General features: G+C 36.7%; 20 protein-coding genes, 8 tRNA genes and 1 other RNA gene. 7 read left to right on the forward strand and 22 right to left on the reverse strand.

Translation table 11 applies throughout. From position 1 onward, the window contains the following. Nucleotides 1-503: 503 nt before the first annotated feature. The 4 genes from nusG to tuf form a co-directional block, all read right to left on the reverse strand. Nucleotides 504-1,046, reverse strand: a complete 543-nt coding sequence (gene nusG, locus DYR29_RS12540) for a transcription termination/antitermination protein NusG (RefSeq protein WP_047379257.1) — start codon at nucleotides 1,044-1,046, stop codon at nucleotides 504-506. 19 nt (nucleotides 1,047-1,065) lie between these two features. After that, nucleotides 1,066-1,272 (reverse strand): preprotein translocase subunit SecE, encoded by a 207-nt coding sequence (gene secE, locus DYR29_RS12545; RefSeq protein WP_045501119.1) that lies wholly within the window; start codon nucleotides 1,270-1,272, stop codon nucleotides 1,066-1,068. A gap of 12 nt (nucleotides 1,273-1,284) precedes the next feature. Further along, a tRNA-Trp gene (locus DYR29_RS12550) sits at nucleotides 1,285-1,355 on the reverse strand. 54 nt (nucleotides 1,356-1,409) lie between these two features. Beyond that, complete coding sequence (gene tuf / locus DYR29_RS12555; protein WP_034687396.1) at nucleotides 1,410-2,621, reverse strand: elongation factor Tu; 1,212 nt, start codon at nucleotides 2,619-2,621, stop codon at nucleotides 1,410-1,412. Between the two features lie 324 nt (nucleotides 2,622-2,945). Here tuf and DYR29_RS12560 point away from each other — a divergent pair, with 324 nt between their 5' ends. After that, a complete protein-coding gene (locus DYR29_RS12560) occupies nucleotides 2,946-4,448 on the forward strand; it encodes a DUF4394 domain-containing protein (protein ID WP_213277155.1) in 1,503 nt (500 codons plus the stop codon). An 88-nt stretch (nucleotides 4,449-4,536) separates the two neighbouring features. Here DYR29_RS12560 and DYR29_RS12565 read toward each other — a convergent pair whose 3' ends face one another. The 15 genes from DYR29_RS12565 to rpsU all read right to left on the reverse strand — a co-directional run bounded on the left by DYR29_RS12565 (nucleotide 4,537) and on the right by rpsU (nucleotide 14,988). Continuing rightward, complete coding sequence (locus DYR29_RS12565; RefSeq protein ID WP_213277156.1) at nucleotides 4,537-7,635, reverse strand: efflux RND transporter permease subunit; 3,099 nt, start codon at nucleotides 7,633-7,635, stop codon at nucleotides 4,537-4,539. 69 nt (nucleotides 7,636-7,704) lie between these two features. Further along, nucleotides 7,705-8,790, reverse strand: a complete 1,086-nt coding sequence (locus tag DYR29_RS12570; protein ID WP_184557673.1) for an efflux RND transporter periplasmic adaptor subunit — start codon at nucleotides 8,788-8,790, stop codon at nucleotides 7,705-7,707. 4 nt (nucleotides 8,791-8,794) lie between these two features. After that, entirely contained in the window at nucleotides 8,795-10,036 is a 1,242-nt protein-coding gene (locus DYR29_RS12575) for a TolC family protein (RefSeq protein WP_213277157.1), read from the reverse strand. 219 nt (nucleotides 10,037-10,255) lie between these two features. Then, nucleotides 10,256-11,620, reverse strand: coding sequence for an ATP-binding protein (locus DYR29_RS12580; RefSeq protein ID WP_213277158.1), 1,365 nt, complete (start codon nucleotides 11,618-11,620; stop codon nucleotides 10,256-10,258). Beyond that, on the reverse strand, nucleotides 11,621-12,301 hold the full coding sequence (locus DYR29_RS12585) for a response regulator transcription factor (RefSeq protein WP_047379264.1): 681 nt from the start codon (nucleotides 12,299-12,301) through the stop codon (nucleotides 11,621-11,623). It abuts the gene before it with no gap. Between the two features lie 260 nt (nucleotides 12,302-12,561). Continuing rightward, a tRNA-Thr gene (locus DYR29_RS12590) sits at nucleotides 12,562-12,633 on the reverse strand. A gap of 41 nt (nucleotides 12,634-12,674) precedes the next feature. After that, nucleotides 12,675-12,747 (reverse strand) — tRNA-Gly (locus tag DYR29_RS12595). An 86-nt stretch (nucleotides 12,748-12,833) separates the two neighbouring features. After that, nucleotides 12,834-12,914: transfer RNA gene (locus tag DYR29_RS12600), tRNA-Tyr, on the reverse strand. Nucleotides 12,915-12,932: 18 nt separating this feature from the next. Beyond that, nucleotides 12,933-13,006, reverse strand: a tRNA-Thr gene (locus tag DYR29_RS12605). Nucleotides 13,007-13,094: 88 nt separating this feature from the next. Beyond that, nucleotides 13,095-13,167 (reverse strand) — tRNA-Gly (locus DYR29_RS12610). Between the two features lie 88 nt (nucleotides 13,168-13,255). After that, nucleotides 13,256-13,336 (reverse strand) — tRNA-Tyr (locus DYR29_RS12615). A gap of 18 nt (nucleotides 13,337-13,354) precedes the next feature. Then, a tRNA-Thr gene (locus DYR29_RS12620) sits at nucleotides 13,355-13,428 on the reverse strand. Between the two features lie 109 nt (nucleotides 13,429-13,537). After that, nucleotides 13,538-13,828, reverse strand: coding sequence for an HPF/RaiA family ribosome-associated protein (locus DYR29_RS12625; RefSeq protein WP_047386085.1), 291 nt, complete (start codon nucleotides 13,826-13,828; stop codon nucleotides 13,538-13,540). After that, on the reverse strand, nucleotides 13,825-14,712 hold the full coding sequence (locus tag DYR29_RS12630) for a tyrosine-type recombinase/integrase (protein ID WP_213280625.1): 888 nt from the start codon (nucleotides 14,710-14,712) through the stop codon (nucleotides 13,825-13,827). The genes DYR29_RS12625 and DYR29_RS12630 overlap by 4 nt, the downstream gene beginning before the upstream one ends. Before the next feature lie 78 nt (nucleotides 14,713-14,790). After that, nucleotides 14,791-14,988, reverse strand: coding sequence for a 30S ribosomal protein S21 (gene rpsU / locus DYR29_RS12635; protein ID WP_047379266.1), 198 nt, complete (start codon nucleotides 14,986-14,988; stop codon nucleotides 14,791-14,793). Between the two features lie 270 nt (nucleotides 14,989-15,258). Between rpsU and ssrA the strand changes: the two genes are divergently transcribed. The 6 genes from ssrA to pyk all read left to right on the forward strand — a co-directional run bounded on the left by ssrA (nucleotide 15,259) and on the right by pyk (nucleotide 20,311). Then, nucleotides 15,259-15,657: a transfer-messenger RNA gene (gene ssrA / locus DYR29_RS12640) on the forward strand. 472 nt (nucleotides 15,658-16,129) lie between these two features. Continuing rightward, the gene (locus DYR29_RS12645) at nucleotides 16,130-16,369 is read left to right on the forward strand and encodes an acyl carrier protein (RefSeq protein WP_002976354.1); all 240 of its coding nucleotides are present in this window, start codon (nucleotides 16,130-16,132) and stop codon (nucleotides 16,367-16,369) included. Nucleotides 16,370-16,403: 34 nt separating this feature from the next. Further along, entirely contained in the window at nucleotides 16,404-17,648 is a 1,245-nt protein-coding gene (gene fabF / locus DYR29_RS12650) for a beta-ketoacyl-ACP synthase II (RefSeq protein WP_213277159.1), read from the forward strand. Nucleotides 17,649-17,657: 9 nt separating this feature from the next. Beyond that, entirely contained in the window at nucleotides 17,658-18,422 is a 765-nt protein-coding gene (rnc, locus tag DYR29_RS12655; protein ID WP_047425149.1) for a ribonuclease III, read from the forward strand. After that, nucleotides 18,400-18,873, forward strand: coding sequence for an IPExxxVDY family protein (locus DYR29_RS12660; protein WP_213277160.1), 474 nt, complete (start codon nucleotides 18,400-18,402; stop codon nucleotides 18,871-18,873). Before rnc ends, DYR29_RS12660 begins: the two co-directional genes overlap by 23 nt. Then, nucleotides 18,866-20,311, forward strand: coding sequence for a pyruvate kinase (gene pyk, locus DYR29_RS12665; RefSeq protein WP_213277161.1), 1,446 nt, complete (start codon nucleotides 18,866-18,868; stop codon nucleotides 20,309-20,311). The genes DYR29_RS12660 and pyk overlap by 8 nt, the downstream gene beginning before the upstream one ends. A gap of 227 nt (nucleotides 20,312-20,538) precedes the next feature. Here the strand turns inward: pyk and DYR29_RS12670 are convergent, their stop codons facing one another. The 3 genes from DYR29_RS12670 to hutI all read right to left on the reverse strand — a co-directional run bounded on the left by DYR29_RS12670 (nucleotide 20,539) and on the right by hutI (nucleotide 24,199). Continuing rightward, a complete protein-coding gene (locus tag DYR29_RS12670) occupies nucleotides 20,539-21,831 on the reverse strand; it encodes an aldehyde dehydrogenase family protein (protein WP_213277162.1) in 1,293 nt (430 codons plus the stop codon). Between the two features lie 136 nt (nucleotides 21,832-21,967). After that, nucleotides 21,968-22,888 (reverse strand): formimidoylglutamase, encoded by a 921-nt coding sequence (gene hutG, locus DYR29_RS12675; protein WP_213277163.1) that lies wholly within the window; start codon nucleotides 22,886-22,888, stop codon nucleotides 21,968-21,970. Between the two features lie 87 nt (nucleotides 22,889-22,975). Further along, nucleotides 22,976-24,199: an imidazolonepropionase gene (gene hutI / locus DYR29_RS12680; RefSeq protein ID WP_213277164.1), complete on the reverse strand. Its 1,224-nt coding sequence runs from the start codon at nucleotides 24,197-24,199 to the stop codon at nucleotides 22,976-22,978. Between the last annotated feature and the right edge of the window lie 185 nt (nucleotides 24,200-24,384).

Raw genomic sequence — 24,384 nt, forward strand, 5'->3', positions numbered from 1 at the left:
TGTGTTTATAAGGCTTGTGTTTTAAATAGCTAATCCAAACTTTATATTTTTTTAAGTAAAAACATAAGATTTACCATACGCCTGTAAACAGTGTATGAAATACAAAAAACATAAAATTTATGGATTACTTAACAGCTTGGTTGCAAGAACTATGCCATCTGAAAATATATTAAAGAAATGGAAGGAACTTTAAAGCAAAAAATTTTCAAAAGAAAGTAATTAAATAAAAAAAATTCACTGCAGAAGAAATCAACAAGATATCTGTAGTAAAAGACAATACCATAATTTTTTAGGCAACTATAAATAATTACACCATTGTCGTTCTGACGAAGGAAAGAATCTCATGTAAAGCCTGGATTCTTCATTTCACTGCATTACATTCAGAATGACAAAGTCATGATAATAAGATGGCAGCACTAATGTAAAATTATATATAATTAAGAGTATTAGAAAAGCAAAAAGACCGCTTAATAGCAGTCTTTTTATATTTTTATAAGTAATTGTTATACTTTTTCTACTTGCATGTAGCTTAGCTCCATTGGAGTTTTTCTACCGAAGATCAATACAGAAACTTCAATTTTCTTTTTGTCTTCAAGAATCTTCTCAACTGTACCATTGAATCCGTTGAAAGGTCCATCGATTACTTTAACGTTTTCACCTACTACATAAGGAATTTCAACATCGCTTGCAAATTCTGAAAGTTCATCCATTCTTCCAAGCATTCTGTTAACCTCTGATTTTCTCATTGGAACAGGATCTCCCCCTTTAGTTAAACTTAAGAAAGAAATAACTCCAGGAATATTCTTGATAACGTGAGGAATTTCTCCCATCAGATCAGCTTCAATCATCAAGTATCCAGGGTAATAAGGTCTCTCTTTAGGAACTTTTTTTCCGTTTCTAATTTGAATTACCTTTTCCATAGGAATAACCACTTGAGTAACGTACTGATCAAACCCTAGACGTTTGATTTCTGTCTCAATATAGTTTTTCACTTTATTTTCCTGTCCGCTGATAGCTTTCAGCACATACCATTTCAATTCGCTCATTATGGGAAAATACTTTTAATTAATTGAACAAGTTGATTAGCATTCCAATGATGTTGCTGATTGATTTAGAAAACAATTCATCAACTCCAAAAGTAAATAATGCCAGAATCACTGTCGCAATAGTCACTACAATAGTAGATGACTGAAGGTCAGCCCACTTTGGCCATTCAACTTTATGTCTGAATTCGTTATAAGAACCTTTTAAAAAATCGACAAATGAACTCATAATTTATATTTGCACGGGCACAAGGATTCGAACCCTGATCAACGGTTTTGGAGACCGGTATCCTACCATTGGACGATGCCCGTAGATAAAAAGCTTCCGAGAGTTTCCTTTCGGAAGCTTTATTTATTTTAAGATGATTAGTCTAAGATTTCAGTAACCTGACCTGAACCAACTGTTCTACCTCCTTCTCTGATCGCAAATCTAAGACCTACGTTAAGAGCGATTGGTTGTAACAATTCTACAGTGATCTCTAAGTTATCACCAGGCATTACCATTTCTACACCTTCTGGTAAGAAGATCTCACCTGTAACGTCAGTAGTTCTTACGTAGAACTGAGGACGGTATTTGTTGTGGAATGGAGTGTGACGTCCACCTTCTTCTTTAGAAAGGATATAAACAGAAGCCTTGAATTTTTTGTGTGGCTTAACTGAATCTTTCTTAGCGATAACCATACCTCTCTTGATGTCAGTTTTTTCAATACCTCTCAACAATAGACCTACGTTATCTCCAGCTTCACCTCTATCTAGGATCTTTCTGAACATCTCAACTCCTGTAATAGTAGAAGTTAATTTCTCGTCACCCATACCTACGATATCAACTGGATCACCAGTGTTGATAACACCAGCCTCGATTCTACCAGTTGCTACAGTACCTCTACCTGTAATAGAGAATACGTCTTCGATTGGCATCAAGAATGGCTTTTCAGTATCTCTTGGTGGTTGCTCGATCCAAGTATCAACAGCATCCATCAATTCTTCAACGCTCTTGAACCACTTATCTTCTGTGTTAGCAGGAGAAGCAGTAGCTGCAGTAAGAGCACCTAGTGCAGAACCTTGAATTACTGGAGAGTTGTCTCCGTCAAATTCGTAAGTAGATAATAAGTCTCTAAGCTCCATTTCAACAAGCTCTAATAACTCTGGATCATCTACCATGTCAACTTTGTTCATGAAAACAACGATTCTTGGTACGTTTACCTGACGGCAAAGTAGGATATGTTCTCTAGTCTGAGGCATAGGACCGTCAGTTGCAGCACATACTACGATAGCTCCATCCATTTGAGCAGCACCAGTTACCATGTTCTTAACATAGTCGGCGTGACCTGGACAGTCAACGTGAGCATAGTGTCTTTTTTCAGTTTCGTATTCGATGTGAGCAGTATTGATAGTAATACCTCTTTCTTTTTCTTCTGGAGCAGAGTCAATTGCAGAGAAGTCTTTTTTCTCAGCAAGACCTTTGCTAGCTAATACAGCAGAAATAGCAGCTGTAAGAGTAGTTTTACCATGGTCAACGTGACCAATAGTACCAATGTTCAAGTGTGGTTTGTTACGATTAAACGTTTCCTTTGCCATGATTTAAAATTATTTATTTATTGTTTTTCAAATTTTCGGTGTGCAAATATAATGAATTTTTAAATACCAAAAACTTTTTATTAAAAAAACTTTCAATATTCTCATCCAGTGAAGGACAAACCTTATATTTAACGTATTGAGACTGCAAATTTACAAATTTTTCCGAATAGAAAAAATCCTTAGAAACGTTTTATTAAAAATATAAACTATCATACTAGTTATGAATACAATATACAGATAAAAAAATACGGGCAGTGATCTCCATCCGTAAATCCAACTTTATTTTTTTCTCGTAAATACAAAACAACAACTAAAATTACTATTATGAGAAAACTATTACACATGTACTTAGCCCTGTTTGCTATTATAACATTATTTTCATGCGATAATTCGGATGAAAACAACATGCCTGAAAATATGACACCTCAAGGTCCAGATCTTATGGTATACGGAATAACCGCTATGAATGAACTTGTTTATTTCAATTCCAATAATCCTAAAACTTTCACCTCAAAAACAGCGGTAACCGGCATTGTATCAGGAGAGAAATTATTAAGCATAGATTTCAGACCTGCGACCGGGGAATTGTATGCATTATCCAATGCCAGCAAGTTATATATTATCAATACTTCCAATGCTTCAGCAAGAGCGGTAAGCTCTACAGCATTTTCTCCTATAATTTCAGGAACAATAGCTTCTATTGATTTCAACCCTACTGTCGACAGGATTCGTCTGGTGAGTAATACCGGACAAAACCTTCGCTTACATCCGGAAACCGGAGCTGTTGCTGCTACTGATATTAATATCAACGGAACAGCAAACCCTTCCATAACTGGAGTAGCATATACCAACAGTAAAGCTGGTGCTTCCACTACTGCTTTATTTGACATAGATCCGGCTTTGGGAAAATTATACAAACAAGACCCACCCAACAACGGAACTTTAGTCGAGGTTGGAAGCCTGGGAACTACTTTTACAGGACAGTCTGCGTTTGATATTAGATATGATAATAGCACTGCATTATTAGCTTTCAATGATAAATTGCATGTTCTGGATCTGAATAATGGTAAAACGACTCCGATAGGAATTCTTCAACAGGCAGTCATTGATATTGCCATTCCTACAGAACCGACAGCTTATGCGATTGACAATTCAAATAATCTTCAAATTTTTAATCCAAACAATCCTATGCCTGTTTCTAAAACAGTGACCGGTTTACAAAGCGGTGAGAATATTTTAGGAATAGATTTCAGACCAGTCAACGGACAATTATATGCTTTGGGAAGCTCAAGCAGAATTTATACTATTAATTTAGGGACAGGTGCTGCTACAGCGGTCGGCACTTCTCCTTTTTCAACTTTACTTTCCGGAACGGATTTCGGATTTGACTTCAATCCAACAGTTGACAGAATAAGAGTAGTGAGTAATACCGGGCAGAATCTCCGACTTAATCCTAACGACGGAACAATAGCTGCCGTAGATATTACGTTAAATCCGGCAAGTCCAATGATAAGCGCCGCAGCATATACGAACAACTTTGCAGGAGCCACTTCCACTATCTTGTTTGTCATTGATCATAATACAGATAAATTATATCAGCAAAACCCTCCCAATAACGGAACTTTAGTAGAGACAGGTTCTTTAGGAATTAATATTACCAATGCTAATGGTTTTGATATTGGAAGCATGAGTCAAAAAGCCTATTTAATGGCATCGGTAGGTTCCTCTACAAAAATCTATTCTATAAATACCACAACAGGAGCCGCAACTTCAGTTTCCGACTATCCGAATACAGTAAAAGCTTTTACCATAGGATTAGGATTTTAAACTCATCATATTTTATTTCAATAATGGAGAAGCGCGGAAAACAAAGTTTTCCGCGCTTCTGACTAATATAAATGAAAGATAATCTAATTTAAATATGGCTGAGCTTTTTAGTTCTGTTGAATATCCAGAAAATAATTGGAAAAATAAGCAGTGTAAGCACGGTAGCTGTAATAAGTCCTCCAATAATGACAATCGCCAGAGGCTTTTGAGATTCTGAGCCGATTCCTGTAGACAATGCTGCGGGCATAAGACCAATAGAGGCCATAAGTGCAGTCATAATTACAGGTCTTGTTCTGGATTTCACTCCGTTTAATATCGCGGAGTCTATATCGAGACCGTCTTTCACATTCTGATGGAATTCTGTAATAAGAATTACTCCATTCTGAATACAAATTCCCAGAAGGGCAATCATCCCTACCCCGGCAGAGATTCCAAAATTGATTCCGGTAACGTGTAAAGCAATAATCCCTCCTATTAAAGCAAAAGGTACGTTGGCCAGTACCAACAGGGAATCCTTCATATTTCCAAACAGAATAAACAACAGGAAGAAAATCATCACAATACTTACGGGTACCACCTGTGCCAATCTGTGAGAAGCCCGCTGCTGGTTTTCAAACTGCCCGGTCCATCCTACGGAATAGCCATCAGGAAGCTCAATAGTCTCAACTTTTTTCTGGGCATCGGCAATGGTGCTCCCCAAATCTCTGTCACGGATAGAGAATTTAACCCCGATATATCGTTTGATATTGTCTCTGTAAATAAATGCTGCCCCATTATCTTTTACAATGGTACTTATTTCTTTTAAAGGGATCTTTGCTCCGTCTTGGGTAGGAACCATCAAAGCGGCAATATCGTTCTCATTGGTTCTGTATTCCTGTGAATAACGCAGACGGATCGGGAATTTTCTTTCACCGTCAAACATTTCTGAAGCGGTTTTCCCTCCAAAAGCCATTTCCAACACGGCCTGTGCATCTGCCGGCATTACTCCATAAGCCGCCATTTTATCTCTGTCCAGCACAACGCTTACTTCCGGCTGACCGATATTTTTAATAATTCCAGGATCTTTTACTCCCTCTACATCTTTAATTTTTAATAAAACTTCATTCGCTATTTTATCCAGGGTTTCCAGATTATCACCATAGATTTTGATTCCGTTTTCTGCTTTAAAACCTGCTACTGCTTCCGCCACATTATCTGAAATCGGCTGGGAATAATTGAAAGTAATTCCCTGATAACTTCTGAGTTTTTTATCAATTTCATTAATCAATTCATCATAGGTGATCTTACGTTTCCATTCTTCTCTTGGCTTAAGGTTAACAGCAAACTGTACGAATCCAAATCCATTGGGGTCTGTTCCGTCATTACTTCTCCCCGTCTGTGCCAGAACATCTGTGACTTCTGAAAAGCTCATAATGTCTTTCTTTAAAAGGTCTGCTGTTTTCAGAGATTCTTTTAATGATGAGCTCATCGGCATTTCGGCAGTGATCCACAATGAACCTTCATTCAACTGCGGCAGGAATTCTGTTCCTAAAAATTTACCCGAAAATAAAGTGAGTGCAAGAAAAGATATGGCAACAATCATACTCGTTTTTTTATGCTTAAATGTTAAATTAAAGCCTTTTAAAACGATTCTATCCCAGAAATTAACAAACGGATTATTTTTCTCTTTTACATTTTTATTTAAAAGAATATGTGAAAGAACAGGAACCAGCGTTAATGTAAATATCAATGCTCCAATTAATGCAAATCCCAGTGTAAAAGCCAAAGGAGAGAACATCTTCCCTTCCACTTTCTGAAATGAGAAAATAGGAATCAGGGAAGTAATGATGATTAATTTTGAAAAGAAGATTGCTTTTCCCAATCCTGTTCCGGTCTGTTTGATCCATCCTCCTTTTGCGAGTTTGTTGAACTTCTCCGTTCCATATTTGTGTGCCTTATGATCAAGCATTACAAAGAGTCCTTCTACCATGACGACGGCTCCGTCTATGATGATCCCGAAGTCTACTGCTCCTAATGAAAGCAGGTTGGCACTCATTCCAGCCAGTTTTAGGCATAAAAATGCAAAGAGTAAGGATAGAGGAATAATGATGGAAACAATCAGTGTTGTTCTCCAATCGGCCATAAAGATTAAAACGATTACCGTTACCAGCACAATTCCTTCAATAAGGTTGTGCATTACAGTGTGGGTGGTAAAATCCATCAGATTGTCACGATCGTAGAAAGTAACCATTTTGACATCTTTTGGAAGTATCTTTTCGTTAAGCTCTTTAATTTTAGCCTTCACTCCTACCAAAACCTCTCTTGGATTTTCTCCTTTTCTCATCACAACAATTCCTTCTACCGTATCGTCATGATGATTGAGGGCAGCCTGTCCTACTCTGGGCATTGAACTTTCATGAACCTCAGCAACATTTTTTACCAAAACAGGGTTTCCGCTGTCATTCTGAATGGTAATATTTCCGATATCGGCCACAGATTTCACCAAACCAATCCCTCTTACTACATAAGCCTGACCGTTTTTTTCAATGACATCACCTCCTACATTCAGGTTACTCTTGGTGACAGCATCATAGACCTGAAGCGGCGTCAGATTATATTTATCCAATGCTCTCGGATCAATGCTTAATTCAAAAACTTTATCCTGGCCTCCGAAGACATTGATATCAGCTACTCCGGGAACTCCTCTTAATGCACGGTCTATGACCCAATTTTGAAGGGTAAGCAACGCTCTTGAATCTTTTGTTTTACTTTCCAGCGTATATCTGAAAATCTCACCGGTTGGCCCGTAGGGTGGCTGTACTTCGGGATCTACCTCATCAGGAAGGCTAATGGTTCTTAATTGGTTATTGACCTGATTTCTGGCAAAAGTATCGTCCACCCCATCGTCAAACAGAATTTTAACAATGGAAAGACCAAACATTGTGGTACTTCTCACGCTTGTTTTCTTCTGAACCGGGCTCATCGCCAATTCGATGGGTGTAGTGACAAAACGTTCTACTTCTTCTGCACTGCGCCCATTCCATTGGGTAATGATGACAATCTGGGTATTGGTAACATCCGGAAAAGCTTCAATAGGCATATTTTTGAAACTTATAAAACCGGAGATGGCTAAAATCGCTACCCAGATAAAGGTAAATGCTTTATTTTTTAATGAAAAAGCGATTATATTTTTTATGAATTTATTCATGATAGATAAATTGATGACCTAAAAAAGCCGTTAAAGAAAAATATCAATATTCTTAAGGGTTTAATAAGACTAGCTGTTCAGTGAACGGTATATCAGCAGCTGGTTGTTGGTAATCACTTCTTCTCCTTCTTTCAGGCCGTCTGCTATATAAGTGACATCCCCTACTTGTTTTAATACTTTAATTTCTCTGACCTTCACATCTGTTCTTGATTTAAAAATCACTACAAAGCTTTTGTTATCATCAAAAATCACTGCTTTGGATGGAACAGTCAGCATCGTATTGCTCTCCAGGCTGGAAACTTTTATTGTTGCTTTACTGTCCGGAATGAGAAGCCCATTGGCATTATCCAATACCACTCTTGCCTGCATGGCATTGGTCTGCGGATCAATAATCTTGAATATTTTATCAATTTTTCCATCAAAAACTTTATCTGGATAAGAAAGAGTAGATACCTGCGCTTTCATTCCCAGACTGATTTTATCAATATCTGATTCGTTGACATTCATAATTGCCCAAACATTGGTTGTATTGGCAACATCAAAGATATTATCACTTCTGTCACTTCTCAGCTGCATATCTTTATTGATACTTTTCTGAACAATATAACCGTTGATGGGTGCTACTACACTGTATATATTTCCGGTTTTCACGTTATAGACCGTACTTACTGCTGCAGCTCTCTGTAACTGGTCTTCGGCTTTTTGTAACTGGCTTTTGGCTTCCAGGACATCTCTTTCTGTGTTCAGCTTTCCTTCGTAGAGTTCCTTCGCAACACGGAGATTATTTTTCGCCACTACCAGATCCGTTTTTGCATCGCTTACATCTTTTTGAATTTCTGCAAGCTCGGTGCTCCTGATTGTTGCCAGCACCTGCCCTTTTTTCACATAGTCACCCAGTTCTACATTTACACTCATTACATTTCCTCCTACCAAAGGGTAAACATCTATATAACTGTTTTTGTCTGCAGAGATTTTTCCGTAAAAGCTGTATTCATCTTCTATATTCTTTTTTTCAACTTTTGCCAGGGAAATAGAGTTCAGCATTGTATTGCTCAGCTCAAATCCTTTTTTGGCGTGATTGGTTTTCTCTTCCTCTTTTTTTGAACAGGCCAATAATGAAAGGGCCATCAATACGGGGATAATATATGTTTTCATGATTTTAATAGAAGATTTTAGTTTGTACGAGTTTATTAAGCTGCTCTGCTGACTGCATGATCTCATTTTTCATATCGTAGATCTGAAGGGCTGTTTCCCTGTAGCTGTCCATAAAGTCTGTGAATTCAATCAGGTTGACATTTCCTTTTCTGAAGTTATTCAGCATTCCGTTGTATACGAGATCCATATTCTGCAGATCTGCAGTTTTGATGTCTAAAAGCTGGTCATACTGAGCCTTCCAGGTTTTATAAGCAGACTGAACTTTCGTTTCCAGGGTCATTTTTTGAAAGTCAGCATTTTTCTGATTCTGTTGAATAGCATAGTTTGCTTTCACCACATTCCCCTGATTCGCTTTCCATAAAGGCAAAGGAATTCCTAAGGTCAGGTTCGCTTCATTATTAAAAGTTCCGCCTGCCTGATCCCATGCAGCACCTACCGTCATATCCGGCACATTCAAAGATTTCTGCCATTGCGCATATAATTTGCTGTTATCAATAAGTTTCAGATTGTATTGGTAATCTGCATTATTTTCCAGGGCTTTATTTTTCAGTTCTTCTTCATTTCCGAAAGGCTGTGCTGCCAGAGATTCCTTAGCTTCAGCTTCAGACATCGTTGGTTCTATTTCTTCCGAAACTCCGGTTAAAACTTTCAGGTTCTGTTCAAAATCCAGAATATTTTTATTGATCTCCAGTTTATCATGATTCAGCTGGATCACAATACTCTGTAACCTGACAGCATCTTTAAGGGAAACATTTCCTTTTGCAGACTGTACACGATAAGCATTCAGAAGATCATTCATATATCCTAACTGCTTATTGGTGTTCTCCAATTTTAGTTTTTCGTAATAAAGGTTGAAATAGGCAGAACGAAGCTGAGATCTTAAATCCGCCAGCAGTTGGGAAAACTGAAGCTGGGCAAGTTCTTTATTGGATTTGGCAAAAGCAATTTCGTTTTTCTTTTTCCCACCCATATAGATCAATTGAGTAATTCCTGCTCCTTTGGAGTGTCCCACATCAAAAATCTTCTTATCCTGAGGATTATAAGCATTGAATTGTCCGCTTAGTTGTGGTAGTTCCCAGATTTTAGCCTGCAGAATATCTGCATCAGCCATATTGATGTTGTATTGTTCGGCGAGCAGCTGGAGGTTGTTCTTCTGAAAGGCTTCTTCGCAATCCAAAAGAGACATCTGCTGTTGTGCTGCCATGAATGAGGAAACGGCGAGACACAGCACTGCAATTCTGTTCATTGTTTTTCTTTTTAAATTACAAAATTGCTCTGATGCTATTAAAAGAAACTTAAATGAGGCTTAAAAAAATATTAAAATCTCCTTCCACAGGACGTTTCAAAGAAAAAAGAAATAGCTGAACAACTATTTTATTCTCCAATAATTGAATTTTTTATCAAAAATTTAATCCGGAGTTTAACAAAAAAAGCAACTGCTTTTGAGGTCAGTTGCTTTTGAATATTATTTCTTAAAGATTAAAGTAAATTTATTAATATATTCCTGTGGGGAAGAGTAGATGATATCCGCATCATGATATTCCAGAATCCTTTTGACAATTCTAAGTCCTAAACCTGATCCTGCAATATTCTGTGCATTATTTCCTCTTGTGAAAGCTTCAAAAAGTTTGGTCTGCTCATCTTCAGGAATAGTATTTCCATGAGAAAGTACTTCTACAGAAAGGTTATCGTTCGTTTCGGTAATCAGGACATTCACTTCTGAATTGTCAGAATACACCGCAGCATTTTTAAAGAGGTTAATAAAGACAATGACCAATAGCGATTGGATTCCCTTTATCATCAGAAAAGCATTCTCGGAACTCTCTTCATTAATCAGAAAATCCAGCTTAAGCTGTGGATAACTTTTCTCTACCGCTTCAAAAGCCTCAAAAATGACTTCATCAATCCTTACTTCCTCATAAATGCTCTGAATATTTTCTTTATCAAATTTTGTAAGCAGCAAAAGTGAATTCGTCAAATCCGACAACTGGTATACATCCCGCTGAATCTGTTGTAAAGAAGAAAGGGTTTCCGGGGAATGTTCTTCAAATTTTATGAGGTTTTCCAGCTGAAATGCCATTCTTGTAATTGGCGTTCTGATCTCATGGGAAGCACTTGCAGTAAAATCCTTTTGTGACTGAAAGACATCATCCAACCTTCCGATCATTGTATTAAACGATTTTGCCAGCACACTGACTTCATCATTAGACTGCTCCACAGGAATCTGTTTTGTAAGTTTATGGGCCGTGACTTCAGAAATCTCTTTGTTCAGATCTTCCAGTGGACGCAGAAACTTTTCTACAAAATAATAACTGAAAAAGCCAATAAGAAGAGTACTCATGGCATAAGCCGTGATCAAAAGGTATTTCAAATATCCCAGCTTCGATTTTCCGTTGGTATCAAAGGCGCTGGTAAGGATATAATAATCTTCACCATTAATAGTTCTGAGTGCAGCATAAATTTCCGGAACTGTTCTTTCCGTATAGATAATCTTTTTCTTATCCAGTTCTTTAAGCATCGCACTGTCCCAGGTGACATTCCGGTCCTTGATGGTGCTGTAGATCAGTTCTTTTTTTTCATTGAAGATTAAAATCTTTTCATTCAAAAGAATATTATCTGAATTTTCATTGAAGAAAACGGGGGCTTCCTCCTCAAAGTCTTTGGATTTTGAAATGAAATGAGAGGTGAATTCAAGCCTCTGTCTGAAGCGTTCTTTAAATTCATCTCTTCTGAAATCATTAAAAGATAAATAAATAACGGCCATCACCATTCCAAAAAGTAATGAAAAGGCGATACTGATCGTTAAAGCTATCTTTCTTTTTAAAGACATTTATAATGGGCTAAGGTAATATCCGAAACCTGAACGGGTATGGATCAGTTTTATTTTAAAATCTTTATCAATCTTTTTCCTCAAAAAATTGATATAAACTTCTACCGTATTGGTATTCGTATTAAAATTATGTTCCCATACATGTTCTGTAATCTGCTGTTTGGAAACTGTTCTTCCCTGCGCTTCCGCAAGATACACCAGGAGCTGAAATTCTTTTAATGTAAGGGTAATTTCATTTCCTCCACGATAGACCTTCTGCTCGGTTTTGTTGATAATAAGGTCATCAATCCTGAGAATATCCTGATCTGAATTATCAGAGGGAGCTTTCCTTCTCAACAGCGAATTCATTCTTAAAAGAAGTTCTTCAAACTGAAAAGGTTTTACCAGATAATCATCAGCCAGTCTGGTGAAGGCATCTTTTTTATCAGAGATATCCCCATAAGCAGAAATGATAATAATCGGCGTATTCTTATCAAAGGAACGAATTGTCTGGCAGACGTCAAGTCCATTTATTTTAGGAACATTAATGTCGAGCAAATACAGTTCGTAAGTATTATTTTTTATCTGGCGGAGAAAAGTTTCCCCGTCATAGATTTTATCACAGTTAAAATTATTTGATTCTAAAAATCGGCAAAGTTCTGCAGACAGAATGAGATCATCTTCTAATAAAAGAATATTCATCAAAAATTATTTTACACGAATTTAACGAAAATTTTATGATTGTGATTCTAAAGATGAAGTAAAAGTTTTCAGGAAACTTCTATACTTTATTATTAATAGATAAAAAGTGACCCGAAGCAAAAGTTAGATGGAATCAATTTTATGATTTTATTTAAGCAAGTGTTTAACTATAAAACTTCTTAACTGACGCAATCATTTTTTAATCTTCTTTTCTAAAATTGGGATAAAAAAAAATCCCGAAGAAATTCGGGAAAATCGAGAGCCAACTACGGGACTTGAACCCGTGACCTCTTCCTTACCAAGGAAGCACTCTACCGCTGAGCTAAGTCGGCATCAACTAAAAAAATCACACTAAGTAGCGTGATTTTTTTTGAGCGGAAGACGGGGGTCGAACCCGCGACATTCAGCTTGGAAGGCTGACGCTCTACCAACTGAGCTACTTCCGCAATTTTGTTTCCAAAACTATTGGTAAACGCTGTGCAAAACTAAGAAAACTTATTTAATTTTGCAAGTTTTTTTATAATATAAAATGTGGGGAGAGCAGGATTCGAACCTACGAAGCCGAAGCAACTGAGTTACAGTCAGTCCCATTTAGCCACTCTGGAATCTCCCCAGATATTTTATATTAAAGAGCCTCCAGAGGGATTCGAACCCACGACCCCGAGATTACAAATCACGTGCTCTGGCCAACTGAGCTATGGAGGCATTTTAATAAAAGACTGAAAGCGACTGAGAGAATCTACTCTACACATTTCAGTGTTAAAAAAAATAACTCTTATGAGGTATTTTTTTGAGCGGAAGACGGGGGTCGAACCCGCGACATTCAGCTTGGAAGGCTGACGCTCTACCAACTGAGCTACTTCCGCAATTTTGTTTCCAAAACTATTGGTAAACGCTGTGCAAAACTAAGAAAACTTATTTAATCCTGCAACTTTTTTTTATAAAAATATAAAGTGGGGAGAGCAGGATTCGAACCTACGAAGCCGAAGCAACTGAGTTACAGTCAGTCCCATTTAGCCACTCTGGAATCTCCCCAAAAGTTTATATTTTATGAGCCTCCAGAGGGATTCGAACCCACGACCCCGAGATTACAAATCACGTGCTCTGGCCAACTGAGCTATGGAGGCAAATATAAAAAAGAATTCAAAAGATCGCTGTTCCTTTTTTGCGAGTGCAAATATAGAACGGATTTTTTGAATTCTCAAATTTTTTATGAACTTTTTTTAACTTTTTTTCCTATGCCATTTCTTTTTTCTTGATTAATAGCTTTTTAGCAGTATCAACGCAAAGGTCCAGACTTTCTTCAAAACTTGCAGATGTCTTTTTAACTACAATATCATCTCCCGGAACCGCCAGAATAAGCTCAGTTGTTTTGTTCACTTTATCCGCGTTATTTTCTACTTTTAAAAATACCTTACACTCCTGAATCTTGTCATAGAAGGTATCTAATTTACTTACTTTTTTGTCAATGTGTGACTCTAGTGGTTCGTGTGGAGTTAAACCAATTGATTGTACTGAAATCTTCATAATTCTTCTTTTTTTGAAGCTCGAGGGTGAGCCTGATTAAACACTTTTTTCAATTGTTCAATATTAGCATTCGTATAGACTTGAGTACTGGCAAGACTGGAATGCCCTAATATTTTTTTCACTTTGGAGATCTCCGCCCCATTATCCAAAACGTGAGTAGCAAAGCTATGCCGAAGGATGTGAGGACTTTTCTTTTCTTTCGTTGTTATAAGACTAAGGTACTTATTAACTACCACATAAACAAATTTTTCGTTGAGTTTTTTCCCCTTCTTATTTACAAAAAAATATGATTTAAATTCTGTCCGTGGATTTCTTATTTCCAGATAACTTTTAAGGAGTTCAGACAATTCATTGGAAACAGGAATTACCCTTTCTTTATTTCCCTTTCCTATTACTTTTAATTCATTTTCATATAAGTCAACATTCTCAAATATCAGGCCACAAAGTTCTGCTTTACGCATACCGGTCTGATAAAGTACTTCCATGATACACCTCTCAAGTACATCATGCAGCTGTTCAAAAACTCTGTCATTCAGATCCGCCATTTCTTCTTTAGACATAGGGATCTGTTTTTCAGCATAAAACTTCAGAGAAGAAATCCCTTCCGTGGGAGAAACTTTAATTTCGCCTATTTTTAAAAGAAAAAGATAAAAGCTACGGAGAGAAGATAATTTTCTGTTGATACTTCTTTTGGAAATATTGTTTTCGCTCAGTTCAACAATGAAATTTCTGATGATTTTTTTGTCTGCCTTGGCCAGATTATCGGAAGATTCTGTTCGGAGAAAGAAATGGGAGAAGTCTTCAAGGTCTTTTTTGTAGCTTGTAACAGTATGAGGAGAGTACCTTTTTTCGAATTGTAAGTATTCTAAAAACTTTTCCAGCATCATGGGTATAAAAATAAAAATTCACTCCTCAAATATAAGAATTTAAGAAGTGAATTAATATATGGTTAAGAAAAAATCTTAAGCCTGCTCTTCTTTGCTAAGTGCTCTTTGTTTGTAAGCAGCTTTCAACCTTGATTGTCTCAAAGTTACAGAAGGCTTGATAAAAGCTTGTCTAGATCTTAATTGACGAACTGTACCTGTTTTATCAAATTTTCTCTTGTATTTTTTTAAAGCTCTGTCGATGGATTCACCATCTTTTACTGGAATTATTAACATATTTTACATCTCATTTTGGATTGCAAAACTAGACAATTTTTCTTAGATCACAAAATATATTACCATAAAGAATTACTCTTCTATCTAAATATTGCTAACAAACCTAGTATTATAGGCATTTAACACATACTAATATTTTTATCCACAATGACTATAATTTCAATCTGCAACAACTTCAAATTATTCATTTTACTACCCGCTCTCATTAAAAAACACCCATATTAATGAAATGTAAACAAAAAGCATTATCTTTGCATTCACTTTATTCATGGGGTTGACTGGTTTCGACAGCAAGACCAATGGGTAAGTAAGCATGCAGAGAACCGTGGCGCGATCTCTATAATCCCTTGCTACAAAATTTTAACTGGCAACGAAGAGTTCGCTCTTGCAGCTTAATATCGAAGTATAGTAGATCAAGCGTTTTCCTGAAGATAGTAAGGAAGCAAGATATCTCACAAATGCTCTGTTCTGCGGCGTTTGATCCTGGGATATAGGAATGCAGGAATAAGATTTTAGAAGCTTCGGCTAAAATTCGAAAACTTTAGAAGATAAGCTGGAAGTTGGGTGTCTATCCTCTGCCTCCAGTCGAAAACCAATGGTAGAATAAGCATGTAGAAAGCTTATGTATTGCTTGTTTGGACGAGGGTTCGAATCCCTCCAACTCCACTAAAAACCGCTTAGTTCATCTGAGCGGTTTTTTATTTTCAAACGTCTTTAATATTATTATCATCTCTCCTCCTTTCTAATTTTAGAATACTCATCATTGATATCGACCTACAATAATAATATAGTATGCTTGAAAGAAAAAAAGCTTCTGAATTTTTCAAGAACTTAGATTTCAAAATCTAAGTTCTTTTACTATAAAGAAAGAAAAGACAAGTTGATTTTCCAAGATTTAATTTCACAAAACAGAAGTGCATAAGAGAAGATCCAAGAATCATATCTATTAAGTTTTTCTAGACTTTCAGGATTACTTTCATATTTACATTCAGACACTAAATATAACCTCCTGAAAACTAAAAGACTAAAGCAACATAATTTAAAATGAAAGCTTCTGGTCCACAAAAAAGGCTAAAAAAATGTTTTATCGTAAAGAATTTTATATATTTGCACCATCTAACAATTAAAAAAATAATTTACTATGTCAGACATTGCATCAAGAGTAAAAGCTATCATCGCTGATAAGCTTGACGTTGAAGAAACAGAAGTAACTCCTGAAGCTAGCTTCACTAACGATTTAGGAGCTGATTCACTAGATACAGTTGAGTTAATCATGGAATTTGAAAAAGAATTTAACATTCAGATCCCTGATGACCAAGCTGAAAAAATTACTACTGTAGGACACGCTATCGCTTACATCGAAGAAGTAGTAAATAAATAATATTCTTCAACAAAAAAGAAATTAAACAAAGTTTATGGAATTAAAAAGAGTAGTTGTAACCGGATTTGGAGCAATAACACCAATAGGAAATAATGCAAAAGAATACTGGGAAAATCTTGTAAAAGGTGAGAGCGGTGCCGCTCCGATTACTCTTTTTGATGCCACAAACTTTAAAACAAAGTTCGCTTGCGAAGTTAAAGGTTTCGATCCGTTACAGCATTTCGATAAGAAAGAGTCTAAAAAAATGGACCGAAATACCCAATTGGGGCTTGTTGCTGCAAGAGAAGCAGTAGCACATTCCAGAATTATTGAAGACAATGTAGATAAAAACAGAGTTGGTGTAATTTGGGGTTCCGGAATCGGAGGTTTAGAGACTTTTGAAACTGAAGTGTTAGGATGGGCCAATACGGAAATCCCGAGATTCAACCCGTTTTTTATCCCTAAAATGATTGCGGATATCACTCCAGGACATATCTCTATTGAATACGGTTTCCATGGGCCAAACTATACTACTGTATCTGCATGTGCATCTTCAGCAAATGCTATAATTGATTCCAAAATGCTGATCCAATTAGGAAAAGCAGACGTGATTGTGTGCGGAGGCTCTGAAGCAGCCGTTACAGCAAGTGGTGTCGGTGGATTCAATGCAATGATGGCACTTTCTACAAGAAATGATGATCCTAAAACAGCTTCAAGACCTTTTGACAAAGACAGAGATGGATTTGTATTAGGTGAAGGTGCGGGAACTATTATTCTTGAAGAATATGAGCACGCTGTAAAACGTGGTGCTACAATTTATGCAGAATTATTAGGAGGAGGTTTAAGTGCTGATGCACATCACATGACCGCTCCACACCCTGAAGGCCTTGGTGCTTATCTGGTAATGAAGAGCTGCCTGGAAGATGCAGGTTTAACTGCTGATGAAGTAGATCATATCAATATGCATGGTACTTCTACTCCATTAGGAGACATCGCAGAATCCAATGCAATCTCAAGATTATTAGGCGAGCATGCTTATGATATTCAGATTAATTCTACAAAATCAATGACAGGCCACCTTCTTGGTGCTGCCGGTGTTATTGAAGCTATCGCTGCATTGGGAACTATTATTCATGGTACTGTTCCTCCTACCATCAACCATTTTACTGATGATGAAAATATTGACAGCAGACTAAACTTTACGTTTAACACTGCTGTGAAGAAAGATGTAAAAGTAGCCATGAGCAATACTTTTGGATTTGGTGGGCATAACGCTTGCGTTCTATTTAAGAAAATCTAAATTCAATGAATGGAGTTACAGAAATACTTTTCTAAATTCCTTCTCAAAAAAAGAAAAAGACAATTAACGGAGAGAGAATATTTTCTCAGTACCGAGCTTAAAAAAGTTTTAGGTACAGAGGTACAGAATATAGCTCTTTACCGCGAGGCTTTTTCTTTGAAAAATTCTTCTAAAAATCAAGACAGCAACTACGAAAGACTTGAATTTTTGGGGGATTCTGTTTTGGGTACAATTATTTCTTGTCATCTGTTCCAGACCTATCCTCAGGCAAATGAGGGATATCTGACACAGATGAAATCTAAGATTGTTAATAGGAAAAACCTCAATAAATTAGGCGAAGACCTCAAGCTTACCAACCTTTTGCAAAAGCAAAACAGTTCTTCTGCTTTGGGCGAGAATATCTCCGGAAATTTATTCGAAGCTCTAATTGGTGCCGTTTATTTAGACTTCCATTATGATACCTGTAAAAGGATTATTCTGGAAAAATTGCTGACCCCTTCTGAAATCAACAAACTTGAAAATAAGATTGTAAGCTATAAAGGTCTCCTGCTAGAATGGAGCCAAAAGAAGAAGGTCAACATAAAGTACGAAACCTGTGAAGAAATACAGGCTAATAAATCTGTGGTATTCCGATGTCATGTATGGCTGGGTGATGGAAAAATTGCTAATGCAACGGAGACATCTAAGAAAAAAGCAGAGGAAAAAGCAGCACAAAGGGCATTTTATATTTTAAATAAAAAAGAAAATATACTTGGAAATTCAAAAACTTTATGATCTTGATGATATAGAATTTGAAGATATTGCCATAGGATTGGTAAGATTAGCAAAAGATGTACCTGCTCATGAGTTTTTTTACAAAATAAATCAAGCCAACAACCTTAGTTTTTCAAGAAAGAAAGATCTTGTTTTTCATGGAGGATATTATGATTATTTTTTCCCAAGATTTGAGGCCTACCACAAGTTTTCCAAGACCTGTTTTACCTTTATTTCAAATAAATCTTCTGAAAGTAAGCAAAAAAAAGTTCAGACAGAACTCTTTACAGAAGAAGAAAACATTAAATTTTTATTAAATAATCAGGTAGATGTAGAATATATTCTGCATAGTTCGGAACAGTTTCCTGATTTTTCCGTAATTTTGCTCCCTGAAAATCTTGTGTTTCCAATTCAAGATTATACACTGAGTTCTGATGAAGAACTTTATCAAATTATCCAGTATTATGAATAAGTATTTAAAGAAGACAAAAATTATCGCAACACTAGGGCCAGCTTCATCATCGAAGGAGGTAATGTTAGATTTAATGAAAGCGGGTGTTGATATTTTCAGAATAAATTTTTCCCATGCAGATTACGACTTAGTTCGAACAAATATTGAAATAATTAGAGAGCTCAACAGCGAGTATGGTTATTCAGTAGGAATTCTGGGAGATCTTCAGGGCCCTAAGCTGAGAGTGGGAGTTGTAAAGGAAGGGTCTTACCTGAATCCAGGTGATATTCTTACCTTCACCAATGAAAAGATGGAAGGAGATTCCACTAAGGTGTATATGACTTACCAGCAGTTTCCACAAGACGTAAAAGTAGGGGAAAGAATCCTTATTGATGATGGAAAACTAATGTTGGAAGTTATTGAAACCAATGAAAAGGATACTGTAAAAGCAAAAACCATTCAAGGAGGTCCGCTAAGCTCTAAAAAAGGAGTTAATCTACCTAATACAAATGTTTCTCTTCCAGCTTTGACAGAAAAGGATATTCAGGATGCTAATTTCATGCTTGACATGGAAGTTGACTGGATTGCTTTATCATTTGTTCGTCATGCTCAGGATATTATTGACTTGAAAGAGCTTATCAAAGCACATCCGAATGGTAAATTCAAGACTCCTATTATTGCGAAGATCGAAAAACCTGAAGGGGTAAAAAATATTGAAGAAATCCTTGTTGAATGTGACGGATTAATGGTTGCCCGTGGAGACCTTGGAGTGGAAGTTCCAATGGAAGAAGTTCCTGCTATCCAGAAAAATCTGGTAGAAAAAGCAAGATTCTATTCTAAGCCGGTGATCATTGCTACCCAAATGATGGAAACGATGATCAACAGCTTAACGCCAACAAGAGCAGAAGTAAATGACGTAGCCAATTCAGTACTGGATGGAGCTGATGCTGTAATGCTTTCAGGAGAAACTTCTGTAGGTAGATATCCGGTACAGGTTGTAGAAAACATGGCAAAAATTGTAAAGAATATCGAAACCACTCATTTCTATCAACACAAGAATGAGCCTATCGAAAAAGATTACAACTGTATTGACGAAAGATTCATTACAAACAGGGTTTGTCTTGCCGCAGTAAGAATCGCTAAAACAACAAACGTTTCTGCTATTGTAACGCTTACTCACTCTGGATATACCGCTTTCCAGCTTGCAGCGCACAGACCTAATTCTCATATCATTGTATACAGTGGTAACAGAAGAGTAATCACAATGCTGAACCTTCTTTGGGGTGTTCACGCCTATTACTATGATATGAAGAAATCTACTGATGAAACAATCATTCAGGTAAATATGTTAACGCATAACTATGGATACATTGAATCAGGAGACTTTGTTATCAATATCAATGCTACTCCATCATATGAAGGTGGAAAAACAAATACGCTGAGATTGACAACAGTATAAGCAATAAGCAATAAGCAATAAGCAATAAGCAATAAGCAATAAGCAAAATTACTTTTTGTAAAAGCATATAAAAAATTCCCGGAAATTAAATTTCCGGGAATTTTTATTTATAATGTAACAGTATACAGTAGACTTATAAACGGTAGATTGTCATTCTGAACAAAACGGGAGTGAAGTGAAGAATCTGTGAGATTCCTCGGTTCCTCGGAATGACATTATACACAATTTTAGTTTACTACAATTGTCTTTGCCGTTACAAACTCTTTTAAAGCTAACAGGGACAGCTCTGTTCCATATCCTGAAGCTTTTGATCCTCCGAATGGAAAACGAGGATCAGAACTCGTCATTCTATTGATATTGACTGTTCCGGATTCAAGGTTTTCAATGAAGAATAGCTGACGGTCTTTATCTTTAGTCCATACGGAATTGGAAAGCCCGAAAGGAATATCATTAGCCATCTGTAAAGCTTCTTCATCACTTTTCGCAATCATCACCATACCCAGAGGTCCGAAAAGTTCTTCCTTTAAAATAGGATTTCCTTCCTGGACTCTTATTAAACCTGGTTTAAATTCATTATCTGAAATTCTTTCCAGAGGAATAATAATTTCTGCACCATTTTCCAATGCTCTGTTGAATTGAGCTTCCAACTCATCAGCCAGGTCAGGTCTTGCCATTCCAGCCAGTTTGGTTTCTTTATCTAAAGGGTCTCCAATTTCATATTTTTTATATTCTTCAATGAATACAGGGAGAAATTCATTTTCGATCTTTTCGTCAATGATAAATCTTTTGGCTGCAGTACAGGTTTGTCCACAGTTTTGAAGTCTTGATTTTACACCAGCTTTTGCTGCTGCTTCCAGATCCGCATCATCAAAAATGATAAAGGCATCACTTCCCCCTAATTCAAGCAAAGATTTTTTGATATTTAAACCAGCTATTGATGCTACTTCTCCTCCAGCTTTTCCGCTTCCTGTAAGGCTTACACCTCTTACGGCATCATGTTCAAGAATTTCCTTTACTACTTTATGTCCCACTTCAAGATTCTGGAAAACACCTTCCGGAAAACCTGCTTCCAAAAGAACTTCTTCAATAGCATTTCCACTACCAAAGCAAATTGAAGCATGCTTCAAAACTATTGTATTTCCGGCTAAAATTGCTGGAGTAGCAAATCTCAATACCTGCCAGAAAGGAAAATTCCACGGCATTACTCCTAAAATTACTCCTTTCGGGGCATAATGAACTTCGGAGTAAGCAAATTCAGATTCTACTTTCTCAGGTTTTAAAATATTATCAGCAGCGGCATAATAATTCATCATTAAAGCACACTTTTCCACTTCAGCTATTGATTCTGAAATGGGCTTATTCATTTCTGTTGTAATTATTTTACCAAATTTCTCTGAATTATTCTTTAAAATTTCTGCTGCTTTTGCAATTAACTTCTGCCTTTCCTCAAACGGCACTTTTCTCCATACTGAAAACGCTTTATCTGCTTTAATAAGCTTGCTTTCAATTAATTGTTCCATAATATAAATCTGTTTTAAATTCAGCTAATGAATTTATGAGCGCTTTTGTTTTAAAAGCACGGTGAAATTAGCAAATTCCATTCCTTAAGGGTCAATAAAATAATGATTTTCTCTATCGGAAGAATATAACTTTATCTTAAATCATTAGCCATTCATTCACAAGACATGCTGCCAGTCTTGCTGTTCGGTCCTGGATATCAAAAGAAGGATTAACTTCCGCTACATCCATTGCAACCAATTTTTTATTTTTTAAGATATGTCTGTAAAAATGCATAAACGTAGGATCCGCAAAGATTCCATTGTATGCTGCAGCAGAAACTCCGGGAGCGACTGATGCATTAAAGACGTCCATACAAATTGTAAGATAGGCATAATCTACAGTGTCCAATAGTTCATCAATACGCTGATAGATGGAGGGAAGATTTTCAAAAAACAATTCATCTGCCAGAATATATTTCATTCCATGCTGATGAGCGGTATCAAAAAGCTTCAGCGTATTAGAGTTTCTTTGAATCCCAATATGCAAAGAGTTGATAGGACCTTCCTGAGCAATCTGCCAGAATCCTGTACCAGAGCTCGCCCCTACTCCTTTTTCCAGCTGTCTGTTATCAAAATGGGCATCAAGATTAATAATCCCTATTTTCTGCTCCGGAAAAGCGGTTTTAACTCCTAAATAATGAGCATATGTAACTTCATGACCTCCACCCAACACAAGGGATTTTCCGCCTTTTAAAAGTACTTTTGAAACATTTTTGGCAAGACTGTTCTGTGTATTTTCCAGATTACCATCATCACAGGTGATATTCCCAAAATCCAGCATTGAAAAGTCAGGAAGAATCACCGGGAAATTGGACATATTTTTCCTGATCACATCTGGAGCATCCTTAGCTCCCTGACGGCCTTTGTTTCGCCTTACGCCTTCATCTACAGCAAAACCATGCAGTACGAAGTCATCTGTTGCGATATTATCGTAATTGCGTTCTTCTTTTACTCTTTGAAATATTCTGTGATGGAGAAGTTCTTCTCCGTCCAATCTGCCTTGCCAAATATTACTCATTATTCAGTCATTTGCCTATTGTATGTATTCAATCAGCTGATATTAGAAATCTACTCGTTGAATAACAAAGTATGGTTAATTTATAATTTAATTCTTATTCCCATCAATATAAACAAGTTCAGCTTTTAAACTTCCCTGATTATACAACACATTCTGGAAATTATTGGTTTTGAAAGTAACAAAATCTGCTTTTTTCCCTTTTTCCAATTGTCCTCTATCTTCCAGATTAAGCGCATAAGCTGCACGGAAAGTCATTCCTGCCAGCACCTCAGCAGTTGTTAGTTTCTGGAAAGTAGCTAAGATTGATGCCTGAGTAATTAAATTCCCCATCGGTGCTGATCCTGGATTCCAGTCACTTGCAATGGCAACAATGGCTCCTGCATCTAATAGTTTTCTTGCGGGAGTAAATTTTTCGCCTAACCCTAAGCTTGCTCCGGGAAGTGCTGTTGCTACGGTATCAGAATTAGCCAAAAACTCGATGTCCTCATCAATAGTTGCTTCTAAATGGTCTGCAGATGCAGCCCCCACCTCCACTGCAATTCTTGAGCTTCCTGGTGTAAACTGATCTGCGTGAACGGTAATTTCAAAACCTAATTCTTTTGCTTTAAGTAAGAATTCTTTACTTTCTTCAGGCTGAAATGCTGATTTTTCAATAAAGATATCTACTCTATTTGCTAATTCTTCCTCTTTTACTTTGGGTAAAATTTCTGTGATGATATATTCTAGGTATTCAGGATTGCTTCCTTCAAAGTCTCTGGGTTTTAAATGTGCCGAAAGACAGGTAGGAACTAAAGTAGCTTTAGTTACGCTCTGTGCTTTTTTAATGATTCTAAGCATCTTCAGTTCGTTTTCCACATCAAGACCGTAGCCGCTCTTTACTTCAATGGTCGTAATTCCTAAATCAACAAGAAAATTGATTCTTTCCCCTAAAGTCTTCAGCAATTCCTCTTCAGATGCATTTCTTGTATGCTGTACAGAACTCCAGATTCCACCGCCGCTTTCAGCAATTTCCAGATAAGTTTTCCCCGCATTACGCATGGCAAAATCATTGGCGCGGTTTCCTCCGAAACAGATATGGGTATGTGAATCTACAAAAGCAGGAAGTACAATCTGCTCTCCTTCGATATGTTCAATTTCTATGGTTGGATGTTCTGTTTTTAATGTTTCAAAATTTCCAACTTTCTGAATGGTATTGTGATCTACTACAATTCCTCCGTCTGCAATAATTTCAAGTTGTTCATCGGAAATTTTTCCTCTTAATGGTAAGTTAGCAAGCGTTACCACCTGCTTAAATGGCCCTATTAATTTCATTAGTTTAAAGTTAATGCTAATGTTCAGATTGAGGTTGATTTATTTATCATCAACACCTGCCTTCTAAACAATCAAAATTTTAATAATTTTTATCAATAATTTCTCCTCTCAAAAATACTTAAAATATCCCAATTATTTAAATCTTAGCTGTTCTCATTTTTAACCTTAGCTTAAACTCTGTGTCA

Source organism: Chryseobacterium indologenes (genome assembly GCF_018362995.1).
GTDB classification, from domain to species: Bacteria; Bacteroidota; Bacteroidia; order Flavobacteriales; family Weeksellaceae; genus Chryseobacterium; species Chryseobacterium indologenes_G.